15 protein-coding genes, 2 tRNA genes and 1 other RNA gene are annotated in these 16,833 nt (G+C 68.3%); 15 read left to right on the forward strand and 3 right to left on the reverse strand.

Going from position 1 to position 16,833, the window contains the following annotated elements:
- The first annotated feature begins 13 nt into the window (after positions 1-13).
- The 6 genes from ISP14_RS10705 (at position 14) to purF (ending at position 7,710) form a co-directional block, all read left to right on the forward strand.
- On the forward strand, positions 14-2,575 hold the full coding sequence (locus ISP14_RS10705) for a heavy metal translocating P-type ATPase (protein WP_404539869.1): 2,562 nt from the start codon (positions 14-16) through the stop codon (positions 2,573-2,575).
- A 100-nt stretch (positions 2,576-2,675) separates the two neighbouring features.
- Complete coding sequence (locus tag ISP14_RS10710) at positions 2,676-2,807, forward strand: hypothetical protein (protein WP_404539359.1); 132 nt, start codon at positions 2,676-2,678, stop codon at positions 2,805-2,807.
- Positions 2,808-2,940: 133 nt separating this feature from the next.
- The gene (folC, locus tag ISP14_RS10715; RefSeq protein ID WP_404539361.1) at positions 2,941-4,317 is read left to right on the forward strand and encodes a bifunctional tetrahydrofolate synthase/dihydrofolate synthase; all 1,377 of its coding nucleotides are present in this window, start codon (positions 2,941-2,943) and stop codon (positions 4,315-4,317) included.
- Between the two features lie 76 nt (positions 4,318-4,393).
- Entirely contained in the window at positions 4,394-5,530 is a 1,137-nt protein-coding gene (locus ISP14_RS10720; RefSeq protein WP_404539364.1) for an SPOR domain-containing protein, read from the forward strand.
- 25 nt (positions 5,531-5,555) lie between these two features.
- On the forward strand, positions 5,556-6,221 hold the full coding sequence (locus ISP14_RS10725; protein ID WP_404539367.1) for a CvpA family protein: 666 nt from the start codon (positions 5,556-5,558) through the stop codon (positions 6,219-6,221).
- A 13-nt stretch (positions 6,222-6,234) separates the two neighbouring features.
- Positions 6,235-7,710 (forward strand): amidophosphoribosyltransferase, encoded by a 1,476-nt coding sequence (gene purF / locus ISP14_RS10730; protein ID WP_404539369.1) that lies wholly within the window; start codon positions 6,235-6,237, stop codon positions 7,708-7,710.
- Between the two features lie 12 nt (positions 7,711-7,722).
- Here the strand turns inward: purF and ISP14_RS10735 are convergent, their stop codons facing one another.
- A complete protein-coding gene (locus ISP14_RS10735; RefSeq protein WP_404539372.1) occupies positions 7,723-8,100 on the reverse strand; it encodes a VOC family protein in 378 nt (125 codons plus the stop codon).
- A 94-nt stretch (positions 8,101-8,194) separates the two neighbouring features.
- Here ISP14_RS10735 and ISP14_RS10740 point away from each other — a divergent pair, with 94 nt between their 5' ends.
- Together ISP14_RS10740 and ISP14_RS10745 are read left to right on the forward strand one after the other, a co-directional pair.
- Entirely contained in the window at positions 8,195-9,004 is an 810-nt protein-coding gene (locus ISP14_RS10740; RefSeq protein ID WP_404539375.1) for a ferritin-like domain-containing protein, read from the forward strand.
- 228 nt (positions 9,005-9,232) lie between these two features.
- Positions 9,233-9,745, forward strand: coding sequence for a hypothetical protein (locus tag ISP14_RS10745; protein WP_404539376.1), 513 nt, complete (start codon positions 9,233-9,235; stop codon positions 9,743-9,745).
- Between the two features lie 91 nt (positions 9,746-9,836).
- Here ISP14_RS10745 and ISP14_RS10750 read toward each other — a convergent pair.
- Positions 9,837-9,913, reverse strand: a tRNA-Pro gene (locus ISP14_RS10750).
- Positions 9,914-10,085: 172 nt separating this feature from the next.
- Between ISP14_RS10750 and hisS the strand changes: the two genes are divergently transcribed.
- The 3 genes from hisS to ISP14_RS10765 all read left to right on the forward strand — a co-directional run bounded on the left by hisS (position 10,086) and on the right by ISP14_RS10765 (position 13,835).
- Positions 10,086-11,459, forward strand: coding sequence for a histidine--tRNA ligase (hisS, locus tag ISP14_RS10755; RefSeq protein WP_404539379.1), 1,374 nt, complete (start codon positions 10,086-10,088; stop codon positions 11,457-11,459).
- Between the two features lie 61 nt (positions 11,460-11,520).
- Positions 11,521-13,422 (forward strand): HAL/PAL/TAL family ammonia-lyase, encoded by a 1,902-nt coding sequence (locus tag ISP14_RS10760; RefSeq protein WP_404539382.1) that lies wholly within the window; start codon positions 11,521-11,523, stop codon positions 13,420-13,422.
- Between the two features lie 14 nt (positions 13,423-13,436).
- Positions 13,437-13,835, forward strand: coding sequence for a DUF6165 family protein (locus ISP14_RS10765; RefSeq protein ID WP_404539385.1), 399 nt, complete (start codon positions 13,437-13,439; stop codon positions 13,833-13,835).
- Between the two features lie 33 nt (positions 13,836-13,868).
- Here ISP14_RS10765 and ISP14_RS10770 read toward each other — a convergent pair whose 3' ends face one another.
- Positions 13,869-14,912 carry a glycosyltransferase family 9 protein gene (locus ISP14_RS10770; protein ID WP_404539388.1) on the reverse strand — a complete coding sequence of 348 codons (1,044 nt, stop codon included), beginning with the start codon at positions 14,910-14,912 and terminating at the stop codon, positions 13,869-13,871.
- 42 nt (positions 14,913-14,954) lie between these two features.
- Between ISP14_RS10770 and ISP14_RS10775 the strand changes: the two genes are divergently transcribed.
- From ISP14_RS10775 to ffs, 4 genes are all read left to right on the forward strand, one after another.
- A complete protein-coding gene (locus ISP14_RS10775) occupies positions 14,955-15,680 on the forward strand; it encodes a 3-deoxy-D-manno-octulosonic acid kinase (protein ID WP_404539391.1) in 726 nt (241 codons plus the stop codon).
- A complete protein-coding gene (locus ISP14_RS10780; RefSeq protein ID WP_404539394.1) occupies positions 15,677-16,438 on the forward strand; it encodes an MBL fold metallo-hydrolase in 762 nt (253 codons plus the stop codon). Before ISP14_RS10775 ends, ISP14_RS10780 begins: the two co-directional genes overlap by 4 nt.
- 90 nt (positions 16,439-16,528) lie before the next feature.
- A tRNA-Ser gene (locus tag ISP14_RS10785) sits at positions 16,529-16,621 on the forward strand.
- Between the two features lie 47 nt (positions 16,622-16,668).
- An RNA gene (gene ffs, locus ISP14_RS10790) (signal recognition particle sRNA small type) lies at positions 16,669-16,765 on the forward strand.
- Positions 16,766-16,833 lie beyond the last annotated feature (68 nt).

The raw sequence follows: 16,833 nt of genomic DNA on the forward strand, positions 1-16,833 counted from the left end.
CGAACCCGTCGGCATGGATGCCGCGCCGCGTGACCCGGTGTGCGGAATGGCGGTGGACCCGGCCGGCGCGCAGCACCGCAGCGAGCACGAGGGTCGCGACCTGTATTTCTGCTGTGCCGGCTGCAAGGCACGGTTCGATGCCGAGCCGGCGCGCTATCTGGCAGATGGAAAGGCGGCGGCTGCCGGCTGCTGCGCGGCAAAGAGCGCGCCATCGCTGTTGCAGGCGCCACTGGCGGCGCATGCTCACCATGACAATCACAATCACAACCACGCGCATCACGCCCGCATGGTCAAGGACCCGGTCTGCGGCATGACCGTGGATCCGCAGACCAGTGCGCATCGTGCCACGCATGCCGGCCACGATTACCACTTCTGCTCGGCGCGTTGCCGCGAGAAGTTCGTGGTCGATCCGGCGGCCTATCTCGGCGAGCGCCGGCCCGCGCCGCCGGCTCCCGCTGGCGCGATCTACACCTGCCCGATGCATCCCGAGGTACAGCAGACAGGCCCCGGCGACTGCCCGAAGTGCGGCATGGCGCTGGAACCGATGATGCCCACGCTGGATGAGGACGACGGCGGCGAGTTGCGTTCACTGGGGCGGCGGTTCTGGACGCTGGCGGCATTGACCTTGCCGGTATTCCTGCTGGCGATGGGGCCGCATCTGTTCGGCTGGCATCTGCCGGCGCCGTGGGATGGCGTCGCCGGATGGGCCGAGGCGCTGCTGTCGACTGCGATAGTGCTGTGGGGCGGCGCGCCGTTCTTCGCGCGCGGCTGGCGCTCGCTCAGGCCGTGGTCGCCGAACATGTACACCTTGATCGCGCTGGGCAACGGCGTGGCCTGGGCGTACAGCGCGGTGGCCTTCCTGCTGCCCGGCTTCTTCCCGCCTGGGTTCCGCGACATGCATGGTCGGGTGGGCGTGTATTTCGAATCGGCGGCGGTGATCGTAGCGCTGGTGACCTTGGGCGACTTCCTCGAACTGCGGGCGCGCCGGCGCACCGGTTCGGCGCTGAAGGCGCTGCTGGGGCTGGCACCGAAGACCGCGCGGCGTATCGCCGCCGATGGCAGCGAGGCCGATGTACCACTGGACGCGGTGCAAGCCGGCGACACGCTGCGCGTGCGCCCCGGCGAGAAGCTGCCGGTGGATGGCGTGGTGCTCGAAGGCACGAGCCATGTCGACGAATCCATGCTCACCGGCGAACCCATGCCGGTAGCCAAGGGCATTGGCGATAGGCTGGCCGGCGGTACCTTGAACCGCGACGGCGCCCTGGTCATGCGCGCGGAGAAGGTGGGTGGCGAAACCTTGCTGGCGCAGATCGTGGCCTTGGTGGCGCAGGCGCAGCGCAGCAAGGCGCCGCTGCAGCGCGTGGCGGACAAGGTCGCCGCATGGTTCGTGCCGTTGGTGGTGGCCGTGGCCGTGCTGGCCTTCGTGGCCTGGGCGGTGTTCGGGCCGTCGCCTCAGCTGGCGCATGCGCTGGTCGCGGCGGTGTCGGTGCTGATCATCGCCTGTCCCTGCGCGCTGGGCCTGGCCACGCCGATCTCGATCATGGTGGCCAGCGGACGCGGTGCGCAGCATGGCGTGCTGTTCAAGGACGCCGGTGCGATCGAGGCGCTGCAGGACATCGACACCTTGGTGGTGGACAAGACCGGCACGCTCACCGAAGGCCGGCCCGCGCTCACCGAACTGGTGGCGCTGGACGATCAGCCGCGCGGACGCCTGCTGGCCCTGGCTGCCGTGCTCGAACGTCCCAGCGAGCACCCGCTGGCCCATGCCATCGTGAGCGCCGCCGACGAAGAAGGCGTGGCCTCGTTCACGGCGACGGGATTCCGCGCGCTTGCCGGCTGCGGCGTCGTGGCTGACGTGGATGGCGCCACGGTGGCGCTGGGCAACGCGAAGCTGTTGCGGGAGCTGGGCATCGCGTCCCACGACGCGGCGGATGCCCGCGCCGAGGCGTTGCGCGGGCAGGGCGCCACGGTGATGTATCTCGCTGTCGACGGCGTGCTCGCCGCCTTGCTCGCAGTGGCCGACCGCATCAAGCCGGAGGCGCGAGACACCGTGGCGGCGCTCAAGGCGGCGGGCTTGCGCGTGGTGATGCTTACCGGCGACAGCGCCACCACGGCACAGGCGGTGGCCGGCAGGCTGGGCATCACCGAAGTGCATGCGGAAGTCACGCCCGCTGACAAGGCGGCGGCGGTGAACGCGCTGCGCGGCGAAGGGCGCAAGGTGGCGATGGCCGGTGACGGCGTCAACGACGCACCCGCGCTGGCCGCCGCCGACGTCGGTATCGCGATGGGCAACGGCAGCGACGTGGCGATGGAGAGCGCGCAGGTGACCCTGGTGAAGGGCGATCTGGGCGCGATCCTGCGCGCTCGCACGCTGTCGCAGGCCACGGTGCGCAACATCCGCCAGAACCTGTTCTTCGCCTTCGTCTACAACGGCATCGGCGTGCCGCTGGCGGCGGGCGCGCTGTACCCCGCGTTCGGCATCGTGCTGTCGCCGATGATCGCGGCGCTGGCGATGAGCCTCAGCTCGGTGTCGGTGGTGAGCAATGCGCTGAGGTTGCGCCGCACAGCCCTGTGACGACTGTCACTGGCGATCGCTGACGGACGCTTCTGCCGCACACCCGCCCATCGGAGGAGCATCTCCCTCGCACCCAATCACGGGTCGAAGGAGATGCCCCATGAACACGATTGCCCAGGTCCGCACTGCCATGGACCGCCTTGCACCGTTGATGCTGGCTCTGTTCTCCAGCGCGTCCATCGCCTTTGGCCTTGCCTGGTCGATGCACGCGATCATCCACCCGCTGGTTTGAGGAGATAAGGCGCCGAGCCCTCTTCGATGCAAACCGGAAAGGAGCAAAAGTCCGCAGGGAGGCAGCATGGACGATGCCGGTTCCGGAGAGCATGGGACGGGCGTCCACTCGTCAGCCAGGCAGGCGTTGCACCATGCTGCGCCACCTGGCGGCCATCGCAAGCACGTTATGCGGAAATGTTGAACAAGCTCTAAGCTGCGCGCCTCCCGCAGCACGCGAAATCCCGAGCATGCCCCGCACCCTCGCCGAATGGCTGGCCTACCAGGAACACGTCAACCCGCGCAGCATCGAGCTGGGCCTGGAACGCGTGCGCAGCGTATGGCAGCGGATGGGCGCATCGGCGCCTGCGCGGCGGGTCGTCACCGTGGGCGGCACCAACGGCAAGGGTTCTACCGTGGCCTTGCTGGAAGCAATGGCGCAGGGCGCCGGCTTGCGCGTCGGCTCGTTTACCTCGCCGCACCTGCTCACCTACAACGAACGGGTACGTATAGACGGGCAGGACGCGGATGACGCTGCATTGGTCGCCAGCTTCGAACGCATCGAAGCAGCGCGCGGCGACACCCCGCTGACTTATTTCGAGTACGGCACGCTGGCGGCGCTGGACCTGTTTGCGCGCGCCGGACTCGACATCGCGATCCTCGAAGTGGGCCTGGGCGGCCGGCTGGACGCGGTGAACATCGTCGACGCGGACGTGGCCGTGGTGACCACGGTGGATCTGGATCACATGGACTGGCTGGGGCCGGACCGCGACAGCATTGGCCGCGAGAAGGCCGGCATCGCCCGCGCCGGGCGCCCGGCGATCGTGGGCGAAGCCGATCCGCCGACCGGGTTGCTCGATGCATTGGCCGTCGCCGGCGCGCGGGTCGAGCGTGCTGGCGTGGACTTCTTCGTGGAACGGCATGCCGATGGCTGGTGCTGGCGGCACCGCGACGGTACGGCGATGGACCTGCCCGCGCCCGCGCTGGCGGCGCCGGTGCAATACGCCAATGCCGCCGCGGCGATCGCCGCGCTGCACGCGCTGTGGATCGATGGCGGTCCGCTGGCGCCGCAGGATACCTACGCCGCGGTCTGCCGCGGCCTGCGCCATGCGCGGATCGCGGCGCGCCTGCAATCGCTGGGCGGCGACCCGCCGCTGATCGTGGACGTGGGCCACAACCCACAGGCGGCGCGCGCGCTGGCCGCATGGCTGGACGCGCAGGCCCCCGCACGCACCCATGCGGTATACGGCGCGCTGGCCGACAAGGATGTAGCCGGTGTGATCGCCGCGCTGGGCGCACGCATCGACCACTGGCACCTCGCCGGCCTGGATGGCGCCAGCCCGCGCGGCCTTGCGGTGGATGCGCTGGCCGACATCCTGCGGCAGACCCTGCCGCAGGCGCGTCACGACCGGCATGCCGATGTGGCAAGTGCGCTGTCGGCGGCACAGGCCAGGGCAAAGCCGGGCGAACGCATCCTCGCGTTCGGTTCGTTTTTCGTGGCGGCGGCGGTGATCGCTGAACGCGGCCGGTGAGCCACGGGCGGCGCGCGGAGCAGGGCAGGTATAATCGCCGGATTGCGGGCCGTGCCGGCCGCCTCGGAGCGAACTCTTGAAAACACGTCTGCTGGGTGCTGCCGTACTGATAGCCCTGCTCGTCATCTTCGTGCCGATGTTCTTCTCCAGCAATCCGCCGCCGGCCACGGCGAGCGACCAGTCGGTGAGCCTGGCGATCCCGCCCCCGCAGGACAGCAACCTGCAGACCCGCACCATGAGCCTGACGCCGGGCGCGCCGACGACTGCCGGCAGCGCGGCGCCAGCGGCAAGCGGCACGGTTGCGGCGGCGCCGGCGGCCAGCACTGCCGCGGTGACGCCGGGGCAGGGCAACCAGCTCGCCACGGTGGACATCGCCTCGCGCCGCCCCGCCGACGTGGGCACCGATGCCGCGGCACCCAAGGCACAGCAGCAGGCCGGGCCGGCGATGGGTTCCGGCGCCTCGCCTTCGCAGCCGGTCATTCCGCTGCAGGGCGGCAGCTCCAGCGTGCCGAAAGCCGTCGTGGCAGCAGGCGCCGTGGCCGCCGGTGCTGCGGTGGTGGCGGCGGCGACGCATGGTTCCCCGCAGGCCCAGGTCCAAGCTCCGGTCGCTGCTCCGGCAGCGGCGCCGGTGGCGGCGGATCATTCGCTCTACGTGCTCAACCTCAGCGCCTACGCCAATGCGAACAGCGTGGACCATCTCGTGCGCCGCGTGCGCTCGCTCGGCTATCCGGTGTTGACCCGCGTCATCACCCAGGCCGGCAAGCAGCTCACCCTGGTCACCGCCGGCCCGTTCGATTCGCGGACCGGCGCCGAGGCGGCGCGGCTGAAGATCACCCAGTCGATTCCCGGCGTGCCGGCAAAGCTGGTGGAAGGGTTGGGCCACGCCGATTCCAACATCGCGTCGACCCCGGTCAAGGCGGCCAGCACGACCGCGGCGCCGGCCGCAGCACCGGCTGCCACTGCGCCGGCCCCCCGCGCCGGCAGCTACGCGGTGCAGCTGGCCGCGCTGGGTAGCGAGGCCGACGCCAATGCGCTGCGCGACAAGCTGCGCGCCAGCGGTTTCGACGGCTTCGTGGATTCGGTGAGCGCGGGCGGCAAGCGCCTGTGGCGCGTGCGCGCGGGTCCGCAGACCCAGCGTGCCGACGCCGAACGCGTGCGCGACCAGATCAAGGCGAAGTTCGGCATCAGCGGCAACGTGGTCGGCGTTCCCTGAGCGAATCACCGGTACGAGCGTGGGCATGAACTGGATCGACTACACGATACTCGGCGTGCTGGGCCTGTCGGTGCTGGTCGGGCTGTGGCGCGGCCTGGTGTCCGAGGTGCTGGCGCTGGTGATATGGATCGCCGCGTTCTGGGTGGCGTGGCTGCTCGGGCCGGCCGTGGCGGAGCGGCTGCATGTGATCACCGTGCCCACGCTGCGGGTGGTCGCCGGCTATGCGCTGTGCTTCGTGCTGGTGCTGGTGCTGGGCGCGTTGCTGCGCTTCCTCGTGCAACGCCTGCTGGTGAGCACCGGCCTGTCGGGTACGGATCGCCTGTTCGGCATGGTGTTCGGGCTGGCGCGCGGCGTGTTGCTGGTGTGCCTGCTGGTGTTCCTGTGCCAGTTCACCACCTTCACGCGCGAGCCGCCGTGGCAGCAGTCGCTGCTGCTGCCGCCGTTCCAGAGCGCCACGATCTGGCTGGGCCAGCAGGTGCCGCCCAGCGTGCGCGAACATTTCCATCCCGCGACGGTGTCGGATTCGCTGCGCGAGCACCTGAATCCGGCAGCGGTGTCGGGTGCACTGGGCGGCAAGCTGGATCCCGCGGCCTTGCCCGAGGCATTGCGCAAGCGGCTGCCCGCCACCATATCCACGCCGGGCGCGACACCCGCGCCGGCCGCCACCGTCTCTCCCTCGAATCACCCGTAGCAGGCCATTCATCATGTGCGGAATCATCGGCATCGTCGGTACCACCGAAGTGGCATCGGCGCTTTACGACGGCCTTACGGTGCTGCAGCACCGCGGCCAGGACGCGGCCGGCATCGCCACGGTGGATGGCGCGCGGCTGCGCTTGCACAAGGGCAACGGCCTGGTGCGCGACGTGTTCAGCCAGCACGCGATGAACCGGCTGCGCGGCCGCATCGGCATCGGCCACTGCCGCTATCCCACCGCGGGCTCGGAGGGCGCCGAAGAGGCGCAGCCGTTCTACGTCAACTCGCCCTACGGCATCGCCTTCGCGCACAACGGCAACCTGGTGAACACCGAGGCGCTGCGCAAGGAGATGTTCGAGGACGACCGCCGCCACATCAACACCGATTCGGATTCCGAGGTGCTGCTGAACGTGCTGGCGCACGAACTGCAGATCCAGGAGCGGATGGCGCTGACCCCGGACCACATCTTCAAGGCGGTGGCGGGGGTGCATGCGCGTGCGCGGGGCGGTTACGCCTGCATCGCCCTGGTGCTGGGTTACGGTCTGCTGGCGTTCCGCGATCCCAACGGCATCCGCCCGCTGGTGCTGGGCGAGCGGATCACCGCGGAAGGCCGCGAGTACGCGGTGGCCTCCGAGTCGGTGGCGCTGGACGTGCTCGGCTTCAAGCGCCTGCGCGACGTGGCGCCCGGCGAGGCGGTGTTCATCACCGACGACGGCCAGCTCTTCACGCGCCACTGCGCGGACGGCGCGGTGCACGCGCCGTGCATCTTCGAATACGTGTACCTGGCCCGCCCCGATTCGATGATCGAGAACGTGTCGGTGTACAAGGCGCGGCTGCGCATGGGCCAGAAGCTGGCCGAAAAGATCCTGCGCGAGCGCCCGGACCACGGCATCGACGCGGTGATCCCGATCCCCGACACCGCGCGCACCGCCGCCAGCGCGCTGGCCGAAGCGCTCGGCGTGCCGTTCCGCGAGGGCTTCGTCAAGAACCGCTACGTGGGCCGTACCTTCATCATGCCGGGGCAGGGCGACCGCGTGAAATCGGTGCGCCGCAAGCTCAATCCGGTCGAGCTGGAGTTCCGCAAGAAGAACGTGCTGCTGGTGGACGACTCCATCGTGCGCGGCACCACGTCGAAGCAGATCATCCAGATGGCGCGCGACGCCGGCGCGAAGAACGTGTTCTTCGCCTCTGCCGCGCCGCCGGTGCGCTACCCCAACGTGTACGGCATCGACATGCCCTCGGTTACCGAACTGGTCGCCGCCGGCAAGACCGAGGCCGAGGTGCAGCAGATGCTGGGTGCCGACTGGCTGATTTACCAGGAGCTCCAGGACCTGGTGTGGGCGGTGCAGGACGGCAACGAATCGCTGAAGCACTTCGATTCCTCCTGCTTCAACGGCGAGTACGTCACCGGCCTCGACCAGCATTACCTGCAGCAGATCGAGATGCTGCGTTCGGACGACGCCAAGGCTGCACGGCGCAGCGCGTAAGCTCCGATATGCTCAGCGCGTGTTGTGGCCGATGTGCCACAGCACGCCGCTGGGGTCGATCAGGTGGAAGTCGCGCATGCCCCATTCGCGGTCGCCGGGCTCGCCCATGCGCACGCCGTGCGCGGCATACCTGCCCACGATGTCCTGTCCGGTCAGCCGCCGGTGCCAGGCGTCTGCGTCGTCCACCAGCAGGTGCATCATGAAATTGTCGGCGTGTACCTGCTGGTAGAAATCCTGCAGCAGGAAGCTGCATTCGCCGAGCGCGAAGTAGGCAATGCCTTTGAACTCCGATTTCTCCACGAAGCCGACATCGACGTAGAAACGCCGCGAGGTTTCGTAGTCGCGGGCAGGGACGAAGGCCTTGATTTCGATGGCGCCGAGTCCGGTCATGGTCGATTTCTCGCGAGGGCCGCGCAAGACTATGCACGCCGCGCATGACGGCGGCAATGCGGGCCGTCATCCGGCGGGCACTACACTGCGCACCATGAGCAATCTGCACCAAGCCGCCAGGCGCTGCCTCGACACCAGCGACCCCGCCGAGAAACTGCGCCTCACCCGCGAGACCTGGCAGGCACTGCTGGCCGGCGATTTGCGGCCGGACGATGCGGCACCGGCGCCGGAACCCATCGGCGCCCCCGGTCGTCCCGCCCGGCCGCGGCTGGTCAGCGGCCGCCAGGTACCGCAGCGCGGACTGGGTAGCGCCGAGGGCCGCGCCGCGCTGGTGCACGCAGTCGCGCACATCGAATTCAACGCGATCAACCTCGCCTGGGATGCGGTGTACCGCTTCCGCGGCATGCCCGGCGACTACTACCGCGACTGGGCCAGTTGCGCGCACGACGAGGCGCGCCATTTCGCGCTGCTCAGCACGCGGCTGGCCGAACTGGATCATGCCTATGGCGACTTCGACGCCCACAACGGCCTGTGGGAAATGGCCGAGAAGACCGCGCACTCCGACACGGCGCGCATGGCCTTGGTGCCGCGTGTGCTGGAAGCGCGCGGACTGGACGTGACGCCGGGCATGATCGAGCGCCTGCGTCATGCCGGCGACGAACGCACCATCGCCGTGCTGGAAGTGATCCTGCGCGAGGAAGTGGCCCACGTGGCCGCTGGCACGCGCTGGTATCGCTGGTGCTGCGAACGCGATGGCATCGATCCCTTCGAGACCTTCTTCGACCTGTTGCGCGACTATCTGGGTGTCAGCCTGCGCGGCCCATTCAACCGGCCTGCACGGCTGGAGGCGGGGTTCGTCGAGGCCGAGCTGGACCGGCTTGCAACCTTGGCCGTCGCGGGTTGAAGCCAGCGATCCACGCACACTCGATCCTCATCTTGCTGAATGGTTGCCGGCGTCCGGTTTGACAGCGACATCCCGGCTCACGAGGATGGGGACGCGTCACCCAGACGACGCTCTCCGCGACGGCTCTCGCCGTTTCATCTCCGGCATTTTCCCGCGCTTCGGTCCGATCTATCCCCCTGACCGGCACGCTTGCCGTCGCGCTCGCAATCCGAACGAGGAGGAGACGACATGAAACAGGCCATTCCTTTCATTCTTCCGGCCATGTTGCTGGCCTATGGCAGCGTGCAGGCGCAGACAGCTCCTGCGCAGCAGGCCCCACAGCCGATACAGCAGCAAACGCCGCAGCCGCCTCCACAACCGGCAGCGCAGCCTTCGCAGCAGGCAGCGCAGCCGACGCCGGCTTCGCCCGAGCAGGCGGCGACGTGCGGCGGCGTGGTGAACAAGACGGTGACCGCGATGAGCAAGGGTGATTTCAACGGCGCGACGCAGTCGTTCGATCCCAATGGGAAGCCGTCCAGCGACAAGCTGCAGCAAGCCTGGGATGCGCTGACCAAGCAGTACGGCAACGCCAAGTCGATCGGCGATACAAAGAAGGGACAGGCGGTGCAGGGCTATACCGTCGTGCTGGTGCCGATGCAGTTCGACAAGGGGCAGGTTGGTGCGGAGGCCGCCTGCGGCATGAACGGGCAGCTGGTGATGCTGCGTTTCGGCCTGATGCCGAATGCCTCCTCCAAGTCCTGACGCCGGCAGCGCGAAGCGTCCCGGAAACAAGAAAGCCGCCCTGGAGGGCGGCTTTTCCGTTCCTGACACCAGCGGATTCAGGCGTTTGAACTGGTCGGGGAGACAGGATTTGAACCTGCGACTTCTACGTCCCGAACGTAGCGCTCTACCAGGCTGAGCTACACCCCGTGGGAGCCGCGTATCTTAATGACGGTTGCGTGGCTTGGCAACAGGCTTGCGCATCTGGCGTGAAGCTTCGATGGCGGCTGCGGCCGGTGGATGGCCATCTGTTAATCTTGCAGGCTGCCGCCGCGCGGCGATTTCACCGGCCGCGTGTTCCTCCCCGTCCATAGAGGTTTCCATGGCGCTTACCCAGGCCCGCACCATGCCCGGCGTGCTCGAGCTGCTGCCGCTCGACCAGGTCGCGTTCCAGCGCATGCTCGACACGATCCGCCGCAACTACGAGCGCTTCGGCTTCCTGCCGGTGGAGACGCCGGTGATCGAGTACGCCGACGTGCTGCTCACCAAGACCGGCGGCGAGACCGAGCGCCAGGTGTATTTCGTGCAATCGACCGGCTCGCTGGAGCAGGGCGAGAAGCCGGACCTGGCGCTGCGTTTCGACCTCACCGTGCCGCTGGCGCGCTACGTCGCCGAGCACGAGCGCGAGCTGAGCTTCCCGTTCCGCCGCTACCAGATGCAGAAGGTGTACCGCGGCGAGCGCGCCCAGCGCGGTCGCTTCCGCGAGTTCTACCAGTGCGACATCGACGTGATCGGCAAGGACAGCTTGTCGATCCGCTACGACGCCGAGCTGCCGGCGGTGATCTACAGCGTGTTCCGCGAGCTGGCGATCGGCCCGTTCACCATCCAGCTCAACAACCGCAAGCTGATGCGGGGTTATTTCGAGAGCCTGGGCGTGGCCGACGCCGAGCAGCAGATGCTGGTGCTGCGCGAGGTGGACAAGCTGGACAAGCGCGGCGCCGATTACGTGCGCGACACGCTCACCGGCGAGGCCTTCGGCCTCTCGCCGGAGGTGGCGACGAAGATCCTCGCCTTCGTGCAGGTGCGTTCCACCTCGCTGCAGGATGCCTTCGACAAGCTCGATGCGCTGGGCGCCGGTCCCGAGGCGCTGGAGCAGGGCCGTGCCGAACTGAAGGAAGTGCTGGGGCTGATCCATGCGCTCGGCGTGCCGGAGACGCATTACGCGCTGAACCTGTCGATCGCGCGCGGCCTCGATTACTACACCGGCACCGTCTACGAGACCACGCTGAACGAGCACCCGCAGATCGGCTCGATCTGCTCGGGCGGCCGTTACGAAAACCTCGCCGGCCAATACACCAAGTCACACCTGCCCGGCGTGGGCATCTCGATCGGCCTGAGCCGCCTGTACTGGCAGCTGCGCGAAGCCGGCCTGGTGCATACCGCGCAAAGTACGGTGGATGTGCTGGTGACCCAGATGGACGAGGCGCAGCTGCCGACCTATCTCGCATTGGCCGGCGAACTGCGCGGCGCGGGCATCGCTACCGAAGTGGTGCTGGAAGCCGGCAAGCTGGGCAAGCAGTTCAAGTACGCCGACCGCGCCGGCATCCGCTTCGCCTTGGTGTTGGGCGAGGACGAGCTGGCCAAGGGCGTGGTCACGGTGAAGGATCTGCGCCGCGGCGACCAGTTCGAGGTGGCGCGTACCGAACTGGTCAAGACGCTGCGGGTGGAGCTGGAACAAGCCGCCGCGATGGGCTGAGGCCCGCGGCTGTCGCCGCCGCGCTGTGCGGCCGTCGTTGCATGAACCTGTTGGAGCATTTGTGAGCGAAACCATTCTTCTCGACGGCAGCAGCCTGACCCGGGCGCAGCTGGTGGCGGTGGCCCGCGGCGGCGCGAGCGTCGCGCTGGACGCGAAGCAGTTGCAGCGCGTGCAGCGCGCGGCCGATTTCCTTGCCGACAAGGTCAACTGCGGCGAACCCACCTACGGCGTCACCACCGGTTTCGGCAGCAATGCCGACAAGCTGCTGGGTGCGCATCGCGTGCGCGACGAACTGCCGGGCAGCCGCGCCGAGGCGCCGGAGGGCACGCTGCTGGAAGAGCTGCAGCACAACCTCATCACCACCCACGCCGTGTGTGTGGGCAAGCCGTTCGGCGCCGACGTGGTGCGCGCGATGCTGGTCATCCGCATCAACACCTTGATGCGCGGGCATTCCGGCATCCGCGTGCAGACGCTGGAAGCGCTGACCGCGATGCTCAACGCCGGCGTGGTGCCGGTGGTGCCGGAGAAGGGCTCGGTGGGCGCCAGCGGCGACCTCGCGCCGCTTTCGCACCTGGCCATCGTGTTGCTCGGCGGCGGCGAAGCGTTCTACCGGGGCGAACGCCTGCCAGGCGCCGAGGCGCTGAAGCGTGCGGGCCTCGCGCCGGTGCGCCTGTCGTTCAAGGAGGGTCTGGCGCTCAACAATGGCACGGCGCAGATGCTGGCCACCGGCGCGCTGGCCTTGCATGATCTCGAAGGCATGCTCGACGCCGCCGACCTCGCCGCGGCGATGACCCTGGATGCCTTCGCCGGCCGCAGCGGCGCCTTGCGCCCCGAGGTGCATGCGCTGCGCCCGCATCCGGGCCAGACCGCGGTAGCCGCGCATGTGCGCGAGCTGCTGCAGGAATCCACCCTGGTCGACATCCCTTATCACCTGGTGCCGCATTTCAAGCCGTGGACGACCGAGGCGTGGAGCGAGCCGGACGACCAGGCGCTCAGTTTCGACATCGGCTGGAACTGGGTGCCGGCCAATCAGCGCCACGGGCGCGAGGCGTTCTATGCGCGCTTCCTGCCGTTCAAGGGCGGCAAGAAGCATCAGCCACAGGATGCCTACTGCCTGCGTTGCATGCCGCAGGTGCACGGCGCGGTGCGCGACGCCTGGGCACAGGCTTGCCGCGTGTTCGACATCGAGTTGAACGCGGTCACCGACAATCCGCTGATCTTCCCCGATGCGGAAGGCGCGCAGTTCATCGAGGAACAGGTGATCTCCGCCGGCCACTTCCATGGCATGCCGCTGGCGCTGGCGATGAGCTACGTGAAGGCGGCGATCCCGGTGCTGGCTTCGATCTCCGAGCGGCGCCTCAACAAGCTGGTCGACCCGGCCACCAACGACGGCCTGCCGGCCTTCCTCACCGGCAACGAGGACGGCACCGACTCCGGCTTCATGATCGTGCAGTACACCGCCGCCGCGCTGGTCAATGACCTTGCCACCCGGGCGCATCCGGCCAGCGTGTACTCGGTGCCGACCAGCGCGAACGCCGAAGATCACGTCTCGATGGGCGCCAACGAGGCGCGCCATGTGCTGGAGATGATGGAAGACCTGGGTCACGTGATCGCGCTGGAGCTGTACACCGCGGCACAGGCACTGGATTACCGCCAGGAAATGTTGAACGCCGCGCGCCGTCTGGCGCAGCGCGGCGGCTGGCAGGCGCTGGCGGCGAAGGTGGCCAATGCGCCGCGCGAGGGCCAGCCGCATCACGAGCAGTTCGTCGCCGAAGTGCGTCAGCTGGCCGAGGCCTTGGCGGGCACCAGCGATTTCCACGCCGGAACCGACGTGCGCCGTGCCCACGCGGTGCTGCGCCAACACATCGACTTCCTGCATCGCGACCGCGCACTGGATGGCGACGTCCGCACCGTCTGCGAACTGCTGCGGCAAGGTGTCTTCCACCCCGCCCACGCCGCCTGAACTTGGAGTAAGACATGAGCCTGATCCAGACCCCGGTGTCCTACGGCGAGTTGATCGACAAGATCACCATCCTCGAAATCAAGTCGCAGCGCATCGGCGACCCCGCCAAGCTGGCCAACGTGCGCACCGAACTCGACCTGCTCAACGCTACGTGGGCGGCGCATTCCGCTTCGAAGACCGACATCCGCGACGAGCGCGCGCGCCTGCTCGCAGTGAACGAAGCGCTGTGGGTGATCGAGGACGATATCCGCATCAAGGAAAAGGCGCAGGCCTTCGATGCCGAGTTCATCGAGCTGGCGCGTTCGGTGTATTTCAGGAACGACGAGCGCGCGGCGGTGAAGCGCGAGATCAACGTGAAGCTCGGCTCGCAGCTGGTCGAGGAAAAGTCCTACCAGGACTACCGCGCCGTCTGAGGCTGAACCCCTCTCCCGGAGGGAGAGGGGCTTTCAGATCAGGCCGAGGTGACTTGCGGCCGCCTCGAAACGTTCGACCACGTCCTCGACGCCGATCAAGTCCATCACGCCCGGCTTCTCGATCTTCGTGCCCCAGGCCAGTTCGCCGGCGGGCTTGCCGAGGAAACGGCGCGCGGCTTCGTCGTACTTGTCCACGCACCAGCGGCGGTCGGAGTAGGGACCGGAACGGTTCGGGTTGCTCGCCGCATGCAGGCCAAGCACCTTGGTGCCTACGGCGTTGGCCATATGCATCGGGCCGGAGTCGGGCGTCAGCAGCAGTTGCGCGCGCGACAGCAGGGCCAGCAGCTTTTTCAGCGTGTCCTTGCCGGTGAGGTCGAGCGGCGCATGGCTGCATGTGGCCAGCACCGCATCGGCCATCGCGCGTTCGCTAGCCGAAGGGCCGCCCACCAGCGCCACGCGCCAGCCGCGCATCGTGGCGTGGTCCATCACGGCCGCATAGCGCTCCGGACGCCAGTTGCGCAGGGCATGGCTGGAGCTGGGACTCACCAGCAGGGTGGGGGTGTCGCCCGGCAGCTGCTCCGCGGCCCAGGCATGCGCCTCGTCGGGAATCGGGATGTCCCAGCGCACCCCGGTCTGCCTCAGCCCCAGCGGTTCGCAGAAACTGCCGATGGCGTCCAGGACGTGTTCGCCCGTGCGTGCGGGAATGCGCTCGTTGACCACCAGGCCGTGCAAGTCCTTCGCGCGCGCGGCGTCGTAGCCGATGCGCCGGTCCGCCTTGATGCCCAAGCTGAGCAGATTGGAGCGCAGCGCCACCTGCATCTGCAGTAATGCGTCGAAGCGGCGGCCGCGCAGCGCCGTCCATATGGCGCGCATGCCGGCCCGGCCGGCGGCCTTGTCGAAGGTGACGAATTCCACGCCGGGCAGGTCGCCCACCAACCTGCGTTCCAGCTTGCCCACGACCCAGGTCAGCTGCGTCTGCGGCCACGCCGCCTGCAGGGTGCGCAGCAGCGGCACCACGTGGGTGACGTCGCCGATGGCCGAGGTGCGCAGCAGGCAAATCGAGGCAGGAACGGACATGTAGAATCGCTGGAGGTAAACGGAAAGTGGACGGCAGTACCGATGCGGGAGCAGCTGCAGATGGATGCCGATGGCGCGATTCTGTTCGACGCCACGGTATCGCCACAAGTCGACGCCGACTGGTTCGTGCCGGAACGCTGGCGTGAGCGCGGCGCGCTGCGCTCGCAGGTGGGCGGCCGCGGCGGCGTGCAGCTGATAGCCACGCCGGCCGGCGAATGCGTGCTGCGGCACTATCGCCGCGGCGGCATGGTGGCGAAGCTGATGGGGGATCGCTACCTGTGGCGCGGCGCCGATGCCACGCGTTGCTTCGCCGAATTCCGCCTGCTGGCCGAAGTCGCGCGGCTGGGCCTGCCCGGGCCGGCACCGGTAGCGGCACGTTACCAGCGGCATGGCCTGTTCTACCGTGCCGACCTGATCACCCGACGTATCGCGGATGTGCAGACGCTGGCTGAATGCCTTGCCGCCGGCAAGCTGGATGCGGATATGGCACGCGAGACCGGTTCGCTGGTGGCGCGTTTCCATCGCGCCGGCATCTGGCATGCCGACCTCAACGCGCACAATGTGCTGGTGGCGTCCTCGGCGTTGTATCTGATCGACTTCGACCGCGGACGCTTGCGCGCACCCGCCGAAGGCTGGCGGTTGGCCAACCTTGAGCGGCTGCACCGTTCGCTGGTCAAGCTGGGTGCCGCCGCGCAGGGCGAGGCGACCTTCCGCGCGGCGATCTGGACACCTCTCCTCGACGCCTACGAGGCTACCTTCGGCGCATGAACTGGCATCTGCATTTTCTCGGCACGGGCGCGGCGCACGCGGCAGGCGAACTGGGCTCCTCGGCAGTGGTGCTGGAACGCGACGGCGTGCCGGTACTGCTGGTCGATTGCGGTCCGGACACACTGGCCCGCTACCTCGATGTCTATGGCGCGCTGCCGCCGGCGCTCTACATCACCCATACCCACATGGACCACGTGGCCGGGCTGGAAGGCCTGTTCATCAAGCTGTGGTTTGACGAACACCTGCGTGGCACTACACGGCTGTTCACGCATGCGGCGCTGCTGCCCTGGCTGCAGGCGCGGGTGGCCGACTATCCCGGTGTGCTGGCCGAGGGTGGGGTGAATTTCTGGGAGGCGTTCCGGCTGGTGCCGTGCACGCGCGGCTTCTGGCTCGACGGTCTGTGGTTCGATGTGTTCGCCACCCGCCACCACCGGCCCAACACCTCGTTCGGCATCGCGCTGCCAGGCAGTTTCGTCTACACCGGCGATACCCGCCCGATCCCCGAGACGCTGGCGCAGCATGCCGGCGGAGACATGCTGGTGGCGCACGATTGCGGCCTGGTCGGCAACCCATCGCACACCGGCATCGACGACATCGAACGCGAATACGATGCAACGTTGCGCAAGCGCCTGCTGCTCTACCACTACGGCAGCGTGGCCGATGGCGCGGCGCTCGCGGCGCGCGGCTACCGCGTCGCCACGACCGGGCAGCGTGTCGCCCTCGGCGAGCCGTCGCCGCCGCACGCGGATGCCGGTTGAACCCCGGCATCCCTTGTCAGTCGCCACAGGGGTCGCTATCCTTTCGCCTCTTGACCGGAGCGGTTTGGCCGGCAGGAAGGTTTTGCGTGCGGAGAGGTGTCCGAGTGGTTGAAGGAGCACGCCTGGAAAGTGTGTATACGGCTTATCCCCGTATCGCGGGTTCGAATCCCGCCCTCTCCGCCAGTTTCGAGTGAGTCACGACCAAGCGTCGTGCACGTCCATGGTGGCCCCGTCGGTCCCCCCGCGACGATAGTCCGCAAACCCCGCCAGGTCCGGAAGGAAGCAACGGTAGTGGATGATTCGGGTGCCGGGGTGTGGCTGGCGGGGCCGCCGCCATTTCGGGGCTTCGACGTGTTCGGCTGACTTGCCGGCGTCGACTTGGCACAATCAGCTTT

It is taken from the genome of Dyella agri (assembly GCF_044904705.1).
Taxonomy (GTDB): Bacteria; Pseudomonadota; Gammaproteobacteria; order Xanthomonadales; family Rhodanobacteraceae; genus Rhodanobacter_A; species Rhodanobacter_A agri.